Source organism: Saccharopolyspora sp. SCSIO 74807 (assembly GCF_037023755.1).
Classification (GTDB): domain Bacteria; phylum Actinomycetota; class Actinomycetes; order Mycobacteriales; family Pseudonocardiaceae; genus Saccharopolyspora_C; species Saccharopolyspora_C galaxeae.
In genome coordinates, this window is the sequence record NZ_CP146100.1 from 1,820,946 (window position 1) to 1,839,904 (window position 18,959).

General features: G+C 71.2%; 15 protein-coding genes. 8 read left to right on the forward strand and 7 right to left on the reverse strand.

The annotated features are described in order from the left end of the window. Positions 1-101: 101 nt before the first annotated feature. Entirely contained in the window at positions 102-1,310 is a 1,209-nt protein-coding gene (locus tag V1457_RS08115; RefSeq protein WP_200067954.1) for an ROK family transcriptional regulator, read from the reverse strand. A gap of 177 nt (positions 1,311-1,487) precedes the next feature. Here V1457_RS08115 and V1457_RS08120 point away from each other — a divergent pair, with 177 nt between their 5' ends. From V1457_RS08120 to V1457_RS08130, 3 genes are read left to right on the forward strand one after another with little or no spacing between them, the layout of a single operon-like run. After that, entirely contained in the window at positions 1,488-2,813 is a 1,326-nt protein-coding gene (locus V1457_RS08120; protein WP_338602044.1) for an extracellular solute-binding protein, read from the forward strand. Next, a complete protein-coding gene (locus V1457_RS08125; protein WP_338602048.1) occupies positions 2,813-3,706 on the forward strand; it encodes a sugar ABC transporter permease in 894 nt (297 codons plus the stop codon). The genes V1457_RS08120 and V1457_RS08125 overlap by 1 nt, the downstream gene beginning before the upstream one ends. Then, positions 3,703-4,524, forward strand: a complete 822-nt coding sequence (locus V1457_RS08130; protein ID WP_200067951.1) for a carbohydrate ABC transporter permease — start codon at positions 3,703-3,705, stop codon at positions 4,522-4,524. The genes V1457_RS08125 and V1457_RS08130 overlap by 4 nt, the downstream gene beginning before the upstream one ends. An 88-nt stretch (positions 4,525-4,612) precedes the next feature. On the opposite strand, the gene V1457_RS08135 is transcribed toward V1457_RS08130, so the two are convergent. From V1457_RS08135 to V1457_RS08150, 4 genes are all read right to left on the reverse strand, one after another. After that, positions 4,613-4,768, reverse strand: a complete 156-nt coding sequence (locus V1457_RS08135) for a hypothetical protein (protein WP_200067950.1) — start codon at positions 4,766-4,768, stop codon at positions 4,613-4,615. Between the two features lie 351 nt (positions 4,769-5,119). Next, positions 5,120-6,937, reverse strand: coding sequence for a phosphoenolpyruvate carboxykinase (GTP) (locus tag V1457_RS08140; RefSeq protein WP_200067949.1), 1,818 nt, complete (start codon positions 6,935-6,937; stop codon positions 5,120-5,122). A gap of 367 nt (positions 6,938-7,304) precedes the next feature. Next, positions 7,305-9,794, reverse strand: coding sequence for an EAL domain-containing protein (locus tag V1457_RS08145; protein ID WP_338602052.1), 2,490 nt, complete (start codon positions 9,792-9,794; stop codon positions 7,305-7,307). A gap of 111 nt (positions 9,795-9,905) precedes the next feature. After that, positions 9,906-10,610, reverse strand: coding sequence for a DUF6802 family protein (locus tag V1457_RS08150; protein ID WP_338602055.1), 705 nt, complete (start codon positions 10,608-10,610; stop codon positions 9,906-9,908). 120 nt (positions 10,611-10,730) lie between these two features. Between V1457_RS08150 and V1457_RS08155 the strand changes: the two genes are divergently transcribed. After that, a complete protein-coding gene (locus V1457_RS08155) occupies positions 10,731-11,672 on the forward strand; it encodes an NADP-dependent oxidoreductase (protein ID WP_338602058.1) in 942 nt (313 codons plus the stop codon). 46 nt (positions 11,673-11,718) lie between these two features. On the opposite strand, the gene V1457_RS08160 is transcribed toward V1457_RS08155, so the two are convergent. Continuing rightward, positions 11,719-13,587, reverse strand: coding sequence for a dynamin family protein (locus tag V1457_RS08160; protein ID WP_338602061.1), 1,869 nt, complete (start codon positions 13,585-13,587; stop codon positions 11,719-11,721). Between the two features lie 171 nt (positions 13,588-13,758). Further along, positions 13,759-15,246: a dynamin family protein gene (locus tag V1457_RS08165; RefSeq protein WP_338604893.1), complete on the reverse strand. Its 1,488-nt coding sequence runs from the start codon at positions 15,244-15,246 to the stop codon at positions 13,759-13,761. A gap of 248 nt (positions 15,247-15,494) precedes the next feature. On the opposite strand from V1457_RS08165, the gene V1457_RS08170 reads away from it, so the two are divergent. The 4 genes from V1457_RS08170 (at position 15,495) to V1457_RS08185 (ending at position 18,629) form a co-directional block, all read left to right on the forward strand. Continuing rightward, positions 15,495-15,896 carry a hypothetical protein gene (locus V1457_RS08170; protein ID WP_200067944.1) on the forward strand — a complete coding sequence of 134 codons (402 nt, stop codon included), beginning with the start codon at positions 15,495-15,497 and terminating at the stop codon, positions 15,894-15,896. Between the two features lie 118 nt (positions 15,897-16,014). Continuing rightward, the gene (locus tag V1457_RS08175; protein WP_200067943.1) at positions 16,015-16,815 is read left to right on the forward strand and encodes an HAD family hydrolase; all 801 of its coding nucleotides are present in this window, start codon (positions 16,015-16,017) and stop codon (positions 16,813-16,815) included. Between the two features lie 141 nt (positions 16,816-16,956). Continuing rightward, the gene (locus V1457_RS08180) at positions 16,957-17,904 is read left to right on the forward strand and encodes an ATP-binding cassette domain-containing protein (protein ID WP_338602068.1); all 948 of its coding nucleotides are present in this window, start codon (positions 16,957-16,959) and stop codon (positions 17,902-17,904) included. After that, positions 17,904-18,629 carry a hypothetical protein gene (locus V1457_RS08185; RefSeq protein WP_200067941.1) on the forward strand — a complete coding sequence of 242 codons (726 nt, stop codon included), beginning with the start codon at positions 17,904-17,906 and terminating at the stop codon, positions 18,627-18,629. Before V1457_RS08180 ends, V1457_RS08185 begins: the two co-directional genes overlap by 1 nt. The last annotated feature ends 330 nt before the right edge of the window (positions 18,630-18,959 follow it).

Genomic DNA, 18,959 nt, shown 5'->3' on the forward strand with positions numbered 1-18,959 from the left:
CCGGACGCTCCGCTCGACGAAGCGGGGCAAGCGGCGACGAGCGACGGGCCGTTCGTCCGACCTGGTCGGACCAGCGGCCCGTTCGCTCCTGCTGCTGCGCGTCAGCCGCCGAGCAACGTCGCCAGCCGCGGCGAGTAGGCGTGGTCGAGCACCAGGCAGGCCGCGCCCACCGCCCCTGCGTCCTCCCCGATCAGCGCCGCCTGCACCCGCACCGGACGCACGTGCGGCGCCCACACCTGAGCCTTGAGCACCTTCCCGACCCGCGCGCGGATCAGCTCGCCCGCGTGCCGCAACGCGGGTCCGCCGAGCACCACCCGGTCCACGTCGAGCACGCTGACGACCGTGGCCAGCGTCTGACCGAGCCGGTTCGCGGCGACGCGCAGGATCTTCACCGCGCCGTCGTCGCCGTCCGCGGCTTCGCGGCAGATCCGCTGGTACGCCGCGGACACCGAGCCGTCGGCTGCGCCGCCCGCGGCCGCCCACTCGGCCACCACGGCCCGCATCGAGCAGTACGCCTCCAGGCAGCCCCGCTTGCCGCAGGTGCATTCCTTGCCCGCGCCCGGCACGTGCCCGACCTCGCCCGCGTTGCTGCTGGTCCCCCGATAGACCTGATCTCCCAGCACGACGCCGATTCCGACGCCGGTACCGACGTAGACGTAGACGAACGAACCCGCCCGGTCCGCCCCGCCCGCCCAGCGCTCGCCGATGGCCGCGGCGGTCGCGTCGTTGTCCATCACCACCGGCAGCCCGGTGCGGTCCTCCAGCAGGTCCGCCAGCGCCACCTCGGTCCAGCCGGGCAGGTTCGGCGGCCCGAACAGCCGCCGGTGCGTGCGGTCCAGCGGGCCCGGCACCGCAAGGCCCGCGCCGAGCACTCGGCCGCCGTCGATCCCGGAACGTTGCACGAGGTGGTGGAAGGTGCGGGCGAGCGCGCCGACCACGGCTTCCGGCGACGCGCCCGGCGGCACCCGGCGCTGGCTGCGCAGCCGCACCCGCCCGTCCAGGTCCAGCAGCACTCCGGTGATCCGCTCCGGGTCGAGGTGCAGCCCCACCGACGAGTAGGCGTCCGGCACGACCCGCAGCATCACCCGCCGTTTGCCGCCGGTGGACGGCGCGTGCCCGTCCTCGATGACCAGTCCGTCGTCCATCAGCGCGCGCACGATGTTGGACATCGTCTGCGCGGTGAGCCCGGTCGTGCGGGCCAGTTCCACGCGGCTCACGCCGCCGTTGGCGCGGATCGCGTCGAGCACGACGGCGCGGTTGAACCCGCCCACCTTCGGCAGGTTGGTGCCTTGCCAGAACTCCTGCGGCATCTAGGGGCGCTCCCTGGAGGTGGGTGGATTCGTTGACTTGCTTCATCGAATGGAATTACGGTGCAGTGTGATCCTGATCTCACATCGGGCGCAAGCACTCGGCGCTCGGCTCGCCCGCACCGGCAGTCCGGTTCAGTTCCCGCACCGGCCGCCGGGCACATAGCCCGGGGAGGATCGATGCGCCGCAGGCGATTACCCGTCGCTCTTGCCGCCGCGCTGCTGGTGCTGACCGGCTGCGGCGGCGGAGCCACCGACGACCCGAACACCATCACCGTCGCCTACCACCGCTACGGCAACGTCGTGCAGGTCGACCGCCTGATGCAGCGGGTCGAGCAGCAGTACGAGCGGGCTTTCCCGGGCAAGGAGGTCGCGCTGGACCCGGTGGTCGCGCCGGAGGGCGAGTACCTCTCGAAGCTGCAACTGCGGATGCGCTCGCCCTCGACCGCGCCGGACGTGCTCTACGAGGACAGCTTCTCGGTCAATTCCGACGTCGCGGCCGGCTACTTGGCGCCGCTGGACGACCGGCTCGCGCGCTGGCCGGAGTGGTCGTCGTTCATCGACGTGACCAAGCAGGCCGGCCGCGCCACCGACGGCCGCGTCTACGGCGTTCCGCTGGACACCGACACCCGCGGGCTCTGGTTCAACCGCGACCTGTTCGCGCGTGCCGGGCTGCCCGCCGACTGGCGCCCGCGCACCTGGCAGGACGTGCTCGACGCCGCTCGTCAGGTGCAGCAGCGCTTCCCCGACGTGATCGGGCTGGACCTGCCGCTGGGCAAGGCGGAAGGCGAGGCGGTGAGCATGCAGACGGTCGGAATGCTGCTCCAGGGCACGCCGACCGGCACCCTGCACGACGGCAAGTGGGTAGCGCCGAACCGCGGTTTCACCGACGCGATGCGGTTCCTGTCCACCGCCGTCGGCGAAGGCCGCACCCAGAGCAAGGCGCAGATCGCCGACGCACAGTACGACAAGAAGCTGCGCGACGACCTCACCAGGCAGGGCAAGGTCGCGATCCGGCTGGACGGCAGCTTCGCCGCCGGGCAGTGGGAAGGCTCGGGCTGGCGCGATTGGGCCGAGACGATGTCGGCGGCGCCGATGCCGACGCAGTACGGGCAGCCGCCGGGCACGGTGACGCTCTCCGGCGGCTGGACGCTGGCGCTGAGCGCGTCCGGGCGCAAGCAGGACGATGCCTTCGAGTTCGTGAAGCTGGCGCTGTCCCGGGACAACATCGCCGACTACGCGGTCGCTTCGGGGAACCTGCCGTCCCGCGAGGACTCAGCGCAGGATCCCCGGCTCACCGGCGCCAACCCGCTGGCCGGGTTCTGGCTGGGACTGCTGGACAACACGCACTTCCGCCCGACGCTGCCGGAATACCCGAAGATCTCCGAGGAGATCCAGCAGGCCGTGCAGGACGTCGTCGGCGGCACCGATCCGGCGGAAGCCTCGCGGGAGTGGACGCAGTCGGTGCGGCGGATCGTCGAGCCCGCGAACACGCGAGGCGGCTGATGGCCGTCCTGACGGAGCGACGACTCGGGCGGCCGCGCGCGGCGCGGTGGTTGCTCCCCATGGCGCCCGCGTTCGTGCTGCTCGGGTTGTTCGTCGCCGGCCCGATCCTGTGGAGCTTCTACGTCTCGTTCACCAACGCCGCGTTGACCGGCGCGGCCGCGACCTCGCCGGAGTTCGTGGGGCTGGAGAACTTCCGCCGCCTGTTCAGCGACCCGGACACGTGGCGCTCGGCTTGGTTGACCGTGGTGTTCACGGTCGGTTCCGCGGTGCTCGGGCAGAACGTGGTGGGACTGCTGATCGCCGTGCTGACCCGGCACCGGAACCGGTTGCTGCGCAACACCGTCGGCATCGCCGTGGTCGCGGCGTGGGTGCTGCCGGAGCTGGTCGCGGCGTTCGCGCTCTACGCGTTCCTGAATCCGGCGGGCACGCTGAACGGGGTCCTCGGCGCGTTCGGCTGGGCGGGCGCGAATTGGCTCTACAGCGTGCCGATGCTCGCCGTGGTGCTGGGCAACATCTGGCGTGGCACGGCCTTTTCGATGCTGGTCTACCAGGCCGCGCTGTCCGAGGTGCCGACCGAGCTGGCCGAGGCGGCCGAAGTGGACGGTGCCGGTGCGCTGCGCCGGTTCTGGCACGTGACGCTGCCGGTGATCCGGCGTTCGGTGCTGACCAACCTGATGCTGGTCACGTTGCAGACGCTCGGCATGTTCACGCTGATCTACGTGCTCACCGCCGGCGGCCCGGGTTCGGCGACGCGGACGCTGCCGCTGCTGATGTACGACGAGGCGTTCGAGCTCGACGAGATCGGCTACGGCGCGTCGATCTCCCTGGTGCTGCTGGCGGTCGGCGCGTTGTTCGCCGTGGTGTACGCGCGCAGTTTGCGGGAGGAAGTATGAGCCGTGCGCGGGTCGAGTCCACTGTGGTCACCCTGGTGCTCGCGGTGATCGCGCTGCTGTTCGCGGCTCCGCTGCTGTGGCTGGTGACCGCGGCGTTCGACGCGGAGGCGCCGCTTTCCGCGTCGGTCCCGGAACGGTTCACCTTGGACAACTTCGCGCAGGTGCTCAACTGGGAGACCAGTGTTCGTCCACTGTGGAACGGACTGCTGCTCTCCGGTGGTGCGGCCGTGGTCTCGGTGCTGACCGCGGTGCTGTGCGCCTACCCGCTGTCCCGCTACCAGCTGCGGTTCCGGCGGCCGTTCCTCTACACCGTGCTGTTCGCGACCGGACTGCCGATCACCGCCGTGATGGTGCCGGTCTACAGCATGTTCGTGCGGTTCGGCCTGGTGGATTCGATGGCGGGCACCATGCTGTTCCTGGCCGCGACGTCGCTGCCGATCGCGATCTGGATGACGAAGAACTTCATGGACGGCGTGCCGCTGAGCCTGGAAGAGGCGGCGTGGGTGGACGGAGCCTCGCCCGCGCAGGCGTTGCGTTCGGTGGTGCTGCCGCTGATCGCGCCCGGTATGGGCGTGGTCGGGATCTTCACGTTCATCACCGCGTGGGGGAACTTCTTCGTGCCGTTCGTGCTGCTGCTGGATCCGGCCAAGCAGCCCGCCTCGGTGGGCGTGTACACCTTCTTCGGGCAGGGCGGGCTGATCGCTTACGGGCAGCTCGCGGCTTACTCGATCCTCTACACCGCGCCGGTGATCGCGCTGTACCTGGTGGTCTCGCGCTCGCTCGGCGGCGCCTTCGCGCTCACCGGGGCCATCAAGTGAGTCCACTTCGGACGAACCTCGCGATGTGAAAGGGGCGGTGAGCCGGGTTTCCGCTCACCGCCCCGCGACACCGCGTGACCGTCCCTCATCAGGCCCGTCCCTTGTTCTCGATGGGCTTCGTGTCGTTGTCAGCCTCGTTCCCGTGGCATCGCGCGGGGACGACCTCGTCGTCTCGGCGCAGCACCAGCCACACCGCCACGACCGCGACCAGTGCCAGCACCATCATCGCCGCACTAGCAGCCATTTCGATCACCTCCTTTCCATTCGCATCGGCCTTTCCGGTCTCCGTAAGACGCACAGCGTGCCCTTCCGGTTCCACTCCGTCGAACTTTTTCCTTCGCGGCGCCCAGCGCGGCCCGCCGCGCACCGAGGTCCGCACCGTGTTCGGCCGGTGCGGACCCCGGTGCTCCACACCCCCAAAGCGGGCCGCGGCGCCTGCGGTGGCGTCCGCGCCGGCGCCGCGACCCACCTGCATTCCAGACCGATTCGGCCGCGCGCATTGCGCACAGGTGCGGAATCGTTCCGATTAATCGCAAAAAAATGCGACAGGGCCGCCCGCGGAATCCGCGGACGGCCCTGTCGCCGGTTGGTCAGGTCAGGCGCCGAGGCGCTGCTTGAGCGCCTCGAACTCGTCGCGCATCGAGGTCGGCAGGTCGTCACCGATGGTGTCGAACCACTCCTCGATCAGCGGCAGCTCGGACTTCCACTCCTCGACGTCGACGTGCAGCGCGGTGTCCACGTCCGCGCGCGGGGTGTCCAGCCCGGACAGGTCGATCTGGTCGCCCGCGGGCACCCGCCCGATCGCGGTGTCCTCCGCGGCCGCGTTGCCCTCGATCCGGTCGACGATCCACTTGAGCACCCGGGAGTTCTCCCCGAAACCGGGCCACACGATCTTCTTGCCGGACTCGTCGCGGCGGAACCAGTTCACGTAGAAGATCCGCGGCAGCTTGGAGGCGTCGGCCTCCTTGCCCACGTTGACCCAGTGCTGGAAGTAGTCGCCGACGTTGTAGCCGATGAACGGCAGCATGGCCATCGGGTCGCGGCGCACCTCGCCGACCTTGCCGGCGGCCGCGGCGGTCTTCTCCGAGGACAGCGTGGCGCCCATGAAAACGCCGTGCTGCCAGTCGAACGCCTCGTTGACCAGCGGAACCGTGGTCTTGCGGCGGCCACCGAACAGGATCGCCGAGATCGGCACGCCCTGCGGGTCGTCCCACTCCGGCGCCAGGATCGGGCACTGCGACATCGGCGTGCAGTAGCGGGAGTTCGGGTGCGCGGCCTTCTCCTCGGAGTCCGGCGTCCAGTCCCGCTGCTTCCAGTCGGTGAGGTGCTGGGGCTCGCCCTCGTGGTCCTCCCACCACACGTCGCCGTCGTCGGTGAGCGCGACGTTGGTGAACAGCGAGTTGCCCTTCTCGATGGTGCGCATCGCGTTCGGGTTGGTCTTCCAGTTGGTGCCGGGCGCGACGCCGAAGAAGCCGGCCTCCGGGTTCACCGCGTACAGCCTGCCGTCGTCGCCGAAGCGCATCCACGCGATGTCGTCGCCGAGGGTCTCGACCTTCCAGCCCGGGATGGTCGGTTCCAGCATCGCCAGGTTCGTCTTGCCGCAGGCCGACGGGAACGCCGCGGCGACGTAGTGGACCTTGTTCTCCGGGGAGATCAGCTTGAGGATCAGCATGTGCTCGGCGAGCCAGCCCTCGTCCCGGGCCATCGCCGAGGCGATCCGCAGCGAGTAGCACTTCTTGCCCAGCAGCGCGTTGCCGCCGTAGCCGGAGCCGAAGCTCCAGATCATCCGCTCCTCGGGGAAGTGCGTGATGTACTTGGTGTCGTTGCAGGGCCACGGCACGTCCTGCTGGCCCGGCTCCAACGGGGCGCCCACCGAGTGCAGCGCCGGTACGAAGTCACCGTCGGTGCCCAGCTTGTCCAGCACCTTCGAGCCCATCCGGGTCATGATGTGCATCGAGGTGACGACGTAGGCGGTGTCGGTGATCTCCACGCCCAGCTTCGGCTCGTCGGCGTCCAGCGGGCCCATGCAGAACGGGATGACGTACATGGTGCGACCGCGCATCGAGCCCCGGTAGAGCTCGGTCATGATCGCCTTCATCTCGTCGGGCTGCATCCAGTTGTTCGTCACGCCCGAGTCCTTGCGTTCCCGGGAGCAGATGAACGTGCGCTCCTCGACGCGCGCCACGTCGCTGGGGTCCGATGCGGCCCAGAAGGAATTCGGCTTCTTCTCCAGCCGTTCGAAGGTGCCCGCCGCGACCAGCTCGTCGGTCAGCCGGTTCCACTCCTCTTGCGAGCCGTCGCACCACACCACACGGTCGGGCGTGGTCAGCTCGGCGACCTCGCGCACCCACGACAGCAGGCGCTCGTGCGTGGTCGGTGCCTGGTCGAGACCGGGGATGGTCAATGCGGTCATCGCTTCGTGTCTCCTGACTGGGCGCCACAGCCCGGAATCCGGACCGGCGGCGACGGTGCCACCGGCGTGTTCAGAGAATGCTCCGCCCCGCCCGCGGAGAACGGGCGGTGCGGAAAAGGGATGCATCGAGGCTAACGGTGCCGGGCGCTCGCAATGGAGATCAGCTGTGTCGGTTCTCTCACAGGAACGATAAGGGGATCGATTCAGAACCACTTCGACGCATAGGTCTAGACGAAAATTCGGCCGTGCCGAGCCGATGATGACCAAGGATTTCCGGCGAAGCGGACAGTCGTGCGAACGACGGGTGACGCGGGATCGACCACCGGATGGCGGTTGCCCGGGCCGCGCACGCCCGCGGGCGCCGCGCTCAACCGCCCGGTGGAACGCGAAGTCGTTCCACCGGGCCGGGTTTGCCGAAGTAGAAACCTTGCGCCTCGTCGCAGTCGAGCGCGCGCAGCACCTCGAGCTGCGCAGCCGTCTCGACGCCTTCCGCGACCACGACCACGCCCAGCGAGTGCGCCATCGCGATGATGCTGCTGACGATGGTGTGCAGCTCGTGCGAACCGGCGAGGTCGGTGACGAACGAGCGGTCGACCTTGAGGCTGTCCAGCGGCAGCCGCCGCAGCTGGGCCAGCGAGGAGTACCCGGTCCCGAAGTCGTCGATCGCCAGGTGCACTCCCAGATCGCGCAACCCGGTCAGGATTCCCGCGGCCCCCGCGGGATCCTGCATGATCACGTTCTCGGTGATCTCCAGGCACAGCGTGTGCGCGGGCAGGCCGGTCTCCGCGAGCGACTGCCGGACGAGCGCGGGCAGGTGCGGGTCTTTGAGCTGGCGCGGCGAGAGGTTCGCGTTCAGCCGCAGCTCGCCGCCGCGGCGCTCGCGTTCGGCGGCGAGCTGGCGCAGTGCGGTGCGCAGCATGTGCGCGCCGATCGAGTTGATCAGCTCGCTCTGTTCGGCCAGCGGGATGAACTCGGCCGGGGAAACCGTGCCGTGGTCCGGGTGCTGCCAGCGCAACAGTCCCTCCACGGCGACGGTGCCTTCGGTGCGCAGGTCGACGATCGGTTGGTAGGCGACCCAGAGCTGGTCCTGCGCAACGGCGTGCCGCAGGTCCTGCTCCAAGATCATGTGCCGCTGCACCCGTTCCCGGAGTTCGACGTCGAAGAACGCGTGGCCACCGCCGCCCCGCGCCTTGGCCCGGTACATGGCGACGTCCGCGTCCCGCAGCACGTCCGGACCGTCCCGCCCGTCGTCCGGCAGCGAGACCAGCACTCCGATGCTGCCGTTCACGTGCAGCGGCCTGCCCTCCACGTGGATCGGCCGGGTCAGTTCCCGCAGCAGGCGGTCGCTGAGCGCGGCGAGCGCGCCGTGGTCGGGTTCGTCCAGGACCAGCACCACGAACTCGTCCCCGCCCAGCCTGCCGACCTGAGCCCCTTCCGGCACCGCCCGCACCAGCCGTGCCCCGACGGTGCGCAGCACTTCGTCACCGGCAGCGTGCCCGAGCGAATCGTTGATGAGCTTGAAGTTGTCCAGGTCGACGAACAGCACGGCGATCGGGTGCGTCCGCGAGTCGTCCGCCCAGTGGCGCAGCACCTGCGTGCGGTTGGCCAGGTCGGTGAGCGGGTCGTGGGTGGCCTGGTACTCCAAGCGCTCCCGCGCGGCCCGGGTCTCGGTGACGTCGGTGAACGAGACGACCACCGCGTGCGGAGCCGTTTCCTGCGGGTTCAGCGCTCGCGAGGTGACCGCGAGCCACACGTTGCGACCGTCGGCCCGCTCGAAGCACACGACGCGGGAGTTCACCGGCTCCCCGGTCTGCTGCGTCGGCATCGCCAGGTGGTTGCGCCGCAGCACCGCCCCGGACTCGTCGTGCACCGGCCAGGCCGCGGGCGATGAGCCGACGATCTCGGACTCGGACGCGCCGAAGACCTGCTGCGCCGCCGGGTTGGCCGACTCGATGGTGCCGGTCTGGCCGACCACGAGCACGCCCTCGTCGAGCGCTGCGACGACGGTGGCGAAGTCCTGTTCGGCCCGCCGCCGCTCCGCTTCCTCGTGCCGGGCCAGGTCCTGCTGCATCTGCGCGATCCGGCGGGATTCGCTCAGTATCCGGGCGCGCATCGTCTCGACGGCGCGGGCGAGCGTGGTCAGCTCCGACGGTCCCGTCTCGCGGACCTGCCGGTCGAGGTCCCCTTCGGCCACCTGGTCGACGTCGGACACCAGCGCGCGCAGCGGTCTCGTGAGCGATCTGCGCAGCATCAGGACCACTACGGCGGCGACGACGAAGGCGACCAGCACCGTGGCCGTGGTCAACCAGGTGGCCGTGGCGCGCGCGGCCGATGCCTTGGCGGATTCGTCCGAGGCCAGCCGGCCGATCCGGGTGTGCAGCTCGGCCAGTTCGGTGCGCAGCGTGTCGAACTGGTGCGGCGACTGCTCCGGCCCGCCCGGACTGGGCCTGCCCTCGACTTGCGGTCGTGCGGACTGCTCGCGCCATGCGCGGGCGGCCGCCTGGACGCTGTCCAGCAGCTGCATCGTCGTCGGGTCGTCGGCGAGCTGCAGATCGATGATCCCGGTCAGCCGCGCCGCGTCCGCCTGCGCATCGCGGTAGGTGCGCAGGAACGACGGATCACGGGTGAGCAGGTAGCCGCCCAGTGCGTTGGACTGGTCCGAGTAGGCAGTGCTCAGCTCGGTGACGGCCGTTTCGGCCGGGAGGATGACGGTGGTCAGCCGGGTGGTCGCGGCTCCGGCCTGCTGCCAGAACCCGAGGGTCGACGCGGCTACGACGCCGATCAGCAACACGAGGACGGCGACCAGCAGGTGGACCCGTCGCACCAGCGAGGACCGTGCGCGCCGTAGCCAGGCCACGGCCGCAGCGTAAGTGCCGAGCGATTCGCGGGCGACTCGCGCTCGCCGCGATCGGGAACGGCGCGATCGGGATGACGTGGCCGGGCGAGCCGTCGCCGCGGGCGCGCGGCGTCAGGCCCAGGCGGTGCCCGGAGCGGGCCGCGCGGCGGGTCCGTCGGCAGGCGCGGGCGGCGGATCGAAGGTCCAGGTCGCGTCGTCGGTCGCGACGGCAGGCGGATGCGGTTCGGCGGTGTAGCGGCCGTTGTGGTCCAGGTGGCCCTGCTCGACGAGCGTCCACTGCCCGTCGCCGGTGTGCTGGGTGATGGTGACCTCGCCCGCGTCGCCGATCTCCACCAGCTGGTCGGCCGAGCCATCTCCGTCCACGTCGGTGGCCAGCAGCGTCGCGGTGCCGGTGGTGACCACCGCGGTGTCCGGGTTCCCGTCGTTGTCGGTGTCCTCGGTGGCCGGGCCGATCGGCCGGTCGCCGTGCGGCGTGTCGATCACCATCGACTGCTCGTCCTGCGGCGGGGCGGGGTGTTGTTCGGGCCGTTCGGCGACCCAGTCGCCGGAGGCCGGATCGAACCGGGCTTGACCCACGACGGTGCCGTCGGCGCGCACGGTCTGCATGACGTCGGCATCGCCGTCGGCGTTCTCGTCGATGTAGGCGACGTGGCCGTCGTCGGTCAGCACGGTCACGGTGTCGTCCACGCCGTCGCCATCGAGGTCGTAGTTCGCCTCTGCGGTGTACTCCTGCCCTTCGACGGTGACCTTGATGTCGCCGTCGCCCGCACCGGTCTCCTCGATGTACATGCGCCCCTCGATTCGGCTAGCTGCCACCGTGCGTTCAACTCCTGCGACGCAGCGTAGAGCGCGGCGGTTCCATCGCGACACCCGATCGGCGCGATCGAGCCGGTGACGGCGGGAATCCACCCGGTGTCCGGCGGTGTTCGCCATGACATGGCCAAGGCTGTTGTCGCCACCGGCTTCGGTGGCCCAGAGAATCTGTCCGTCGTCGACGTCGACGTGCCCGACCCGGGACCGGGGCAGGTGACGGTCGAGCCCCGGGCGATCGGGGTGAACCCGATCGACTTCAAGCTCTACAGCGGCGCGTTCGGGGAGGACCCCGGCAAGCTGCCGATGCGGCTCGGGCACGAACTGGCCGGTGTGGTCACCGCCGCCGGGCCGGACGCCCACGGCAAGGACGGGCCGCTCGCGGTCGGCGACGAGGTGGTGGTGCACCCGGCTCCCGGTGCGTACGCGAGCGCGGTGACCGTCTCGGCGGCGAACGCCGTGTCCAAGCCCGCGGAGGTGTCCTGGGAAGACGCCGCCGGGCTGCTGCTGGCCGGCTCGACCGCGGTGCACATGCTTTCGCTGACCGGCACGCCGCACGGCAAGACGCTGCTGGTGCACGGTGTTTCCGGCGCGGTCGGGCTGCTGGCCGCGCAGCTGGCGCTGGAAGCGGGGTCCGAAGTGGTCGGCACCGCGGGCGAGTCGCGGCACGCCGCGCTGCGCGAGCGCGGGATCACGCCGGTCGCCTACGGTCCCGGACTGACCGATCGGGTGCGCGCCGCGGCACCGTCCGAGGTCGTCGGCGTGGTCGACGCGGTCGGTACCGACGAGGCGATCGACACCTCGCTGGAACTGGTGGATCCGGAGCGGATCGTCACCGCGGCCGCGTTCCACCGGGCCGACGACGGGATCAAGCCGGTGGGTGGCGGCCCCGGCGCGGACCCGGGCACCGAGGTCCGCGGCAACGCGTGGCGGCGACTGTTCCAGCTCGCCGCGCAGGGGCGGCTGGAGTTGCCGATCGCGCGGACGTTCCCGCTCACCGAGGCGGCCGAGGCGCATCGGCTCTCGATCGACGGCCACCCCGGCGGAAAGCTCGTGCTGCTGCCCTGATCCGCTTCCGGTGCGCGCGGTCCGCCCGGGCCGTGCGCACCGCGCGTCATTCGGCGTGGTCGCGCAAGGCGCGCACGGAGCGCAGCAGTTGCTCGGCGCGGTCGCGGCCCGCCTGGGCCTCCTGGAGCCTGCGGTTCGCGGTCCGCAGCCGGTCGCCGCGTTCGGCGGCGTCCATCTTCAGCGCCTTGTCGACCTCCCGAACCTGCTCGTCGATCGACTCGATGCGCCTGCTCAGCGCGTCGTCCAGGGCCAGCGACAACTGCTGCTCGGCGTCGATGAGCTGCTCGGAGACCAATTGGTCCAGCGCGGAACGCGCGTCCGCGATCGCCTCGGTGAGCCACTGCTTGAAGTGCTGCTTGTCCGCCGCGTGCTTGCGGGTGCGCGCCATCCACCACCCGGCGCCGAGCCCGAGCACGATCGTCACCGGCAGCACCACCGGGTTCAGCACCGCCACCCCGACCCCGGCCAGCGGCATCGCCGCGGCCCGGCCGAGCCCCAGCCCGCCGGACACGCCCATGAACACCAGCAGCTTGTCCTCCGCGGTCGGCGGTCGCTTGTCCGGTGGGCGCAGCGCGATCGGCGACTGCGCGCCGCGGGCGAACTGGGAGCGGATCACGTCCAGCTCCTCCGCGGAGAACAGCTCCGCCAGCGCGACCTCGGCGACCTTCGCCAGCCGCGCGGACAGCAGCGCCGAGACCCGCGAGGACACCATCTGCAGCGCCGCGTCGACCTGCGCGGGCAGTTCGCCGAGGGTGACCCGGTCGGCGCCGTCGATGGTGCGGCGGAACCAGCTCTGCACCTCGCGCATCTGCCGGGTCACCTCGTGACCTGCTTCCACCCGGGTGCGCTGGATCTCGCCGCGCAGCTTCACCTGCCAGCCGCGGGTGGCGGAGCGGCGGGTGGCGGCGAGTTCGTCGCGGCGCGCGCGCAGCGACTCGGCCTCGTCCGCGCCGACGGTCAGCGCGCGCTTCTCCGCCTCCAGCCGCGCGATCAGCTCTCCGAGCACAGTGGACAGCGCGCGCATCGTGTTGGCCTCGCCGAGCATCGCGGCGCGACCGCCGACGAGCTGCACCAGCGCGGAACGCAGCTCGGCGACACCGGAGCGCTCGCGCAGCAGCTCGGCCGCCTGCTCGCTCGGCGCTTGCGCGGCCAGCTGCAGCATCCGCGCGGAGACCGGGTGGATCGGCACTTCGGCGAACCGCGGGGCGTGTTCGGCCAGCAGCTTGCGGTCCTGCTCCAGCACCTGCCGCCAGCTGCGGTGCTGGTCGGTCTTGGCCAGCGCGAACACCACGGTCTCCACCCGGTCGGCGGCGCGGTGCAGGAATTCGAGCTCTCCGCGGGTGAACGGGGCGGCGGCGTCGATGACGAACAGCAGCGCGGTTCCCGCCGAGGCCGCCTCCGCGGCGAGCTCGCCGTGCACCGAGTCCAGCCCGCCGACCCCTGGAGTGTCCACAATGGTCAGCTCGGTGAGCGTGTCCAGCGGCGCGTGCACGCTCAGGTGCCGCGGCGGCAGCCTGCCCTCCGGGAGTTCGTGGCGCACCGAGGCCCAAGCGGGCAGTTCGGCCACGTCGAACTCCACCGGTTCGGACTGCGCCGGGTAGTGCGCGGATCCGCACCACCGCTGCCCGTGCCGGAACTCCAGGTAGGTCGAAGTGGCCACCGCGGCGTCCACAGGGGACAGATCGGGGTGCCCGAGCAGCGCGTTCACCAAGGAGCTCTTGCCGCGATTGGTCTCGCCGACCACGACCACGCTGGGCACGTCCGGGCGCGAGCGGCGCACCTCCTCGGCCCATTCCGCCGCGTCCGGGGCGGCCTGGCGAAGCAGCGCGAACAGCTTGTCCCGGGTCTGCTTGACCTGCTGCGGCAGCGCGGTCGCCGCTGCGGGCACCCCGGTCGCCGGGCCGGCCGAAGTCATCTGCTGGCACTCCTGTCGCTGGGTCGCCTCGCGCTGGTTCCGCGCGGGCGTGAATGTACCCGCGACGGCGCCGCGCGCGGCCGGTTCCCACGCCTCCGTTCGGGGAGTGGGCGCGGCCGCGCGAGCTCTGCGCAGGCGGATCCGGTCGGCGCGCCGCCGTGCCGAGGAAGCTCAGCCGTTGCGCAGTTCCTGCCAGATCAAGAAGTAAGCCCGGTGCACCACGTAGCCGACGCGGGCCTGCGCCGGAGTCGCTCCGAACGAGGTGAACGAGCGCCACCAGGTCGCGCGCTCCATCGCGTAGTCGACCAGCGCCTGCCGTTCCTTCCCGGCCAGGCCCAGCCGCTCCGCGGTGCCGGAGCTCCCGCCGACCCGCAGCACTTCTTCGGCCAGATCTTCCGGCAACGTCACCGCGCCCGAGCTGACCAGCGTCAACGCCTCCAGCAGCTGCAGCTGGTGCGCTTCCGGGCGGGACAGCAGCAGTTCGATCGCGTCGTGCACCCTTGCCTGGTCGTCGGAGGCGTGCGCCAGCGCGGTCAGCGACGCGAGCCCGGCAGCGGCCTTGATCCCGTCCGCGCGGGCGCGGAACACGTCGTCCAACCGGTGCAGCACCCCGTCCAGCCCGCAGGCGTCGCGCAGCGTCCGCCGCAACGCGCCCGCGGTGATCTCCGGATCGTCGTCCACCGCGGCCAGCGCCCGCCGGATCCCGTGCAGGTCCAGCCGCGCCAGCAGCCCTTCCCGCTCGTCCGCGGGGATCTCGCACTCCCAGCCGGTGAACAGGTCGGCCGACAGCAGCAGGGTCTGCCGGGTCTCCGCGTCCAGCGCGGCGAGCCGGTGCAGCACGTCCGCGTCGGCCGAGCTGAACCCGCCCGCCTCCGCGGTCTCCGCGAGCAGCCCGATCACCGGCAGCACGTCGGCCACCCGCGGACCCAGCAGGCCGGCCTGCTCGGCAGCCAGCAGCTCCGCGGCCCGCCAGGTGTCCCCGCCGGAATCGGGCACCGAGTCCGGTTCGACCGTGTCGGCCTTGTTCAGCACCGCGATCGCGTTCACCGGTCCGGCCTCCCGGCCCGCGGTCGCGGCGGTGAACGCGGCCAGCGCCTGCTGGTCGTCGGCGCGCACCGCCTGGGTGACCACGTAGAGCACCGCCTCGGCCCCTGCGACCGCGTTGCGCGAGACCGGGTCCAGCTCGTCCGAGTCCGACTCCGAGTCGGGATCCGGGTCCAGGGCACCGAGCAGCTGCTCGGTCCGGGCCACCGAGGCCGCGTCCAGCGAACCCAGTCCAGGCGTGTCGATGACGGTGAGATCGCGCAGCACCGCGTTGGTCAGGTACGCCTCCAGGTGCGAGACCCGCTCCGGTTCGACGCCGAGATCGGCCGGGATGCCGCCGTCGGCGTCGAACGGCAGCGCCTGCTTCTCGCCGTCGTGGAAGACCACCTCGACCCGGTCCACCGTGCCGTACTGGAAGCGGGTCACCAGCCGGGTGCACTCGCCCACGTCCGTCGGCGCGACGCGTCGTCCGATCAGCGCGTTGACCAGCGTGGACTTGCCGGATTTGATCCGGCCGGCCACGGCGACCTGCAACGGCGCGGCCAGCCTGCGCAGCACTTCGTCGAAACCTTCCGCGGTGCGCTGCGAAACCTCCGGCCGCAGGCCGGTGCACATCCGGGCGACCGCGGCCGAGAGCGGACCGGGCCAGTTCTGCTGTTCGACCGGCGAGCTCACCCCTGCCCCCTGTGTGCCTGTCCGGTCCGGGTGCCTGTTCCCCCTGCGTACGTGGAACCGAACGCCGACATCTTGCCATGCGGCCGAGCCGCGGCCCGATCACCCGGTTTGTCCGGGGATCTTGCCGGGAACACCGTCGAGTGCACGGACATGCGCACTCCGCGACGGAAAGGAGTTCGGTGATTCCAATGGGAACCGGCTACACGTTCGCGTTCCTCGTCATCGGCGCCGTGCTGGTGTTCGTCGACGGCTGGCTGCTGCGCCGCAGCGGCACGACCTACCTCTCCGCGGTCTACCCGGACGGGAAGGTCGCGGACTCGGTGAACCAGCTGGTCACCGTGTTGTTCCACCTGACGACCCTCGGGGTCGTCGCGCTGGTCTCGACGTTGCCGATGGGCGGCGGGGATCCGTTCACCGCGATGGTCAGCAGGCTCGGCGCGTTGTTCCTGGTGCTGGCGGCCGCGCACGGCGTCACCATCTTGATCCTGGCCCGGATGCGTTCCAGGCAGCGGGACAAGGTGCTGCAGGAGGAGATCACCAGCCGGACCAGCGAGCACTTCGACGCCAAGCCGGAGGCGGGCACGGCGTGAGGCGCTCCCAGCGTCCGGTGCCCCACGCCGGGTCCACAGTGGCCGGAACAGGCGGGGCCGGAGGCCGCGGGCCCGGCGAACCGGCACCTCGGCACAGGTGACCGGTTAGCCTGGACCGGTGTCCGACCCCGCATCGAAACCGCAGCTCGCCGCGCTGGACGTGGACGGAACGCTGCTCGACCCCGAAACCCAGACCATCTCCCCCGCGGTCCGCGACGCGGTGCGCCGCATCGCGGACTCCGGTGTGCACGTGGTGCTCGCCACCGGTCGCAGCATGCTCGGCACCGTGCCGGTGCTGCGCGAACTCGAGCTGCACTCCGGTGTGGCGCTGTGCTCGAACGGGGCGGTCACGCTGGACGCGGCCACCGGTGACGCGCTGGCGGTGGAGACCTTCGACCCCGCACCGGTGCACGCGAGGCTCGCCGCGGCGTTGCCCGGAGCGATCTTCGCCGCCGAGCAGATCGGCACCGGCAGCCTGGTGACCAGCCCGTTCCGCGAATACCAGCTGCACGGGCCGCAACGGCTCGCCGACCTCGACGAACTGGTCGCCGAGCCGGTGCCGCGGATGATCGCGCAGTGGGAGGGCCAGCGGCCCGAGGAGGTGGCCGCGGCCCTGGTCGGCGTCGAACTGCCCAACTGCACGATCACCGTCGACCACTACGAGCCGTGGGTGACCGCGGTGCCCGCCGGCGTAACCAAGGGCGCCGCGCTGGAGAAGCTGCGCACCGAACTCGGACTCGCCGTCGAGGACACCTTCGCGGCGGGCGACGGCAGCAACGACATCCAGATGCTGCGCTGGGCAGCGCACAGCGTCGCCATGGGGCAGGCCCCGGTGGAGGTGCGCACCGCCGCGACCGAGGTGACCGCGCCGGTCGCCGAAGACGGACTGGTGTCCGCGCTCGCCCGGTGGTTCCGGTGATCGCGCTCGGCGCTGCTCCGTCCCGGCCGATCGGCCCATCCGAAAGGCCGCACGGCTGATGTGACGGCTCCGGGTGCTGCGACAGGCTCGATCCGCCGGGGCGGTAAGGAGCCCGGCGCTCACCGCAGCACAGGAGCGAACATGATCGAGGCGGTCGGCCTCACCAAACGCTACGGAGCGACGGTCGCGGTCAACGACCTGTCGTTCACCGCCCAATCGGGCAAGGTCACCGGTTTCCTGGGGCCGAACGGAGCGGGCAAGTCCACCACGATGCGGATGATCCTCGGGCTGGACCGTCCCAGCGCAGGCCAGGCCCGCGTGGCAGGCCGGCCGTACGAGCAGCTCAAGGAGCCGCTGCGCACGGTCGGCGCGCTGCTGGACGCCAGGGCGGTGCACCCGAACCGGTCCGCGCGCGCCCACCTGCGCTGGCTGGCCAAGTCCAACAACCTTCCGGCCGGCCGGGTCGACGAAGTCCTCGGCATGGTCGGGCTGCACGACGTGGCCGACAAGCGCGCGGGCGGGTTCTCGCTGGGCATGTCGCAACGACTCGGGATCGCCACCGCGATGCTCGGGGATCCGCAGGTGGTGCTGTTCGACGAGCCGGTGAACGGCCTCGACCCGGAGGGCATCCACTGGGTCCGCCGGTTCATGCGGCAACTCGCCGAACAGGGCCGCACCGTGTTCGTCTCCAGCCACCTGATGTCCGAGATGTCGCAGACGGCTGATCGGCTGGTGGTCGTCGGCCGCGGCGAGCTGATCGCGGAATGCGACACCGACGAGTTCGTCGCCGGTTCCGGGGTCGCATCGCTGAAGGTCCGCTCGCCGCAAGCCGCCAAGCTGCGGCAGGTGCTGGGCGCGCGCGGGCTGCCGGTGGGCGACCCCGACCCGCAGAACCCCGACACGCTCCTGCTGGGCGACGTGCCCAGCGCCCAGGTCGGCGAGATCGCCGCCGCCGAAGGCGTGGTGCTGCACGAGTTGTCGCCCCAGCGCGGTTCGCTGGAAGAGGCGTTCATGCGGATCACCGGCCAAGCCGTGGAATACCGGACCGAATCGGGCGGCGCGCTGGCGACCGCCGGGAAGAGTGCCTGATGAACCTGCTCGCCGTGGAACGGATGAAACTGCTGTCCATCCGCTCGCCCTGGTGGTGCGCGGGCACTGCGGTCGCGCTGGCGGTGCTGTTCACCGGCCTCAGCGCCATGAACAGCGGCTCCTCGGGCGGAATGCACCTGACCGGGCTCGCCAGCGGGCTGCAGACGTCGATGGTCGTGGTGCTCGCGCTGGCCGCTCTCAGCGTCACCAGCGAATACCGCTTCGGCACCATCCGCACCACTTTCCAAGCGGTGCCGAACCGGTCGTCGGTGCTGTTCGCCAAGGCAGGCGTCGTCGCCGCGCTCGGCTTCGTGCTCGGTGAGCTCGCCGCCCTGCTGTCGTGGGCGATCGCGCTGGGCGTGGCGCCCGGTCCCGGACTCGCGGTCGACGACGCCGATGCGTGGCGCGAACTGCTCGGCGCCGGCCCGGTGTTCGCCTGCGCCGCGGTCTTGGCCGTCGGTGTCGGAGCACTGCTGCGGCAGACCGCGGGTGCGGTCACCTTCCTGCTGATCTGGACGCTGCTCGCGGAGAACCTGATCAGCGCGATCCCGGGCTTCGGAAGCGCTGTCGGCGACTGGTTGCCCTTCCACGTGGGCATGAGTTTCTTCCGGTCGGCGGAAAGCGGGGGGCCGCTGGGCCCGTGGGGGTCCCTGGCATACTTCGCCGCCGTAGCCGTCGCGGTACTCACCGTCGCGGCCTTCGTCGTCCGGCGCAGGGACGCCTGAGAAGCGGAACCAGCGCGTTCAACAGTCGCAGCGCCGCGTTATCGAGCCCGCTGGAGAGGTCGATCACCCCGGCCGTTAGGATCTCGGCAAGATCGAGCCGTGGTGATCCTTCCTGGTGCTCGCACTCCGCCGGGACCGGACACAGTGGACGCCGCGCGCGATCCGGCACAACGAAAAGCGACCGACTGCACCAGCGCTCGGGGGCGCCGGCGGTCGGGACGGGGGAGGGCCCGGGCTGTCATTCGGGGGATGGCCCGGGCCCTGTGCTTTCCGTGAATGGGGGGCTTTCCGCGAACCGGGGGTTTCCGCGGATCCTGCGCTCTCCGCAGC